We start from the raw sequence: 827 nt of genomic DNA on the forward strand, positions 1-827 counted from the left end.
TCGCCCGTTTCGACGGCGGCATGCTGTCGTCCAACAGCGGCGTTCTGGCCTTGGCCGAGGTGGAAAAGCGGTTGCGGGTGGCCGAGCGTCTGGCGCGTTGCATCGACGATCCGCGCTGCCCGGACCAGGTCGTCCACAGCCTGGCGGACATGATCGGCTTTCGCATGAAGATGATCGCCGCCGGCTACGAGGACGGCAACGACGCCAACCGGCTGCGCCGCGATCCGGTCTTCAAGATGGCCCAGGATGCGCTGCCGTCGGGTCGGGATCTGGCGTCGCAATCGACGCTGTGCCGGCTGGAGAACCTACCCGGCGTGCGGGAGCTGGTCGCGATGGGACGGGCGATGGTCGATCTCTATTGCGCCTCGTTCCGGCAGGTGCCGAAGCGGATCGTACTCGACATTGACGACACCTTCGACGCTGTGCACGGAGGCCAACAGCTTCGCCTGTTCAATGCCCACCATGACGAGTACGGCTTCCAGCCGATCGTCGTGTTCGATGGTGCGGGACGGTTCGTCAGCGCGATCCTGCGACCGGCCAAGCGGCCGAGTGGGGCTGAGATCCGCCCCCACCTGCGCCGTCTGGTGCGGGCGATCCGGATCAACTGGCCGAACATTCGAATCCTGCTCCGCGGCGATAGCCATTATTGCAACCCGCAGGTCATCGACTGGTGCCGCGCCAACGACGTCGACTTCATCTTTGGCCTCGCGCCCACCACGACCCTGCGCAAGCATGTCGCGGATCTGGAGGCCAGCACGACGGCGCGCTTCGAAGCGTCGGCCAAGACAGGCAAGGTCCGCAGGTTCAAGGAGTTCGTTGACGGCGCC

The 827-nt window shown here is 65.7% G+C and carries 1 protein-coding gene; it reads left to right on the forward strand.

Annotation, left to right across the window (positions count from 1 at the left end; genetic code table 11):
- Positions 1-827, forward strand: an 827-nt coding sequence (locus NKJ91_RS33695) for an IS1380 family transposase (RefSeq protein WP_352458944.1), incomplete at both ends; no start/stop codon positions are given.

The organism is Mesorhizobium sp. M0040 (assembly GCF_040323505.1).
Lineage (GTDB): Bacteria > Pseudomonadota > Alphaproteobacteria > Rhizobiales > Rhizobiaceae > Mesorhizobium.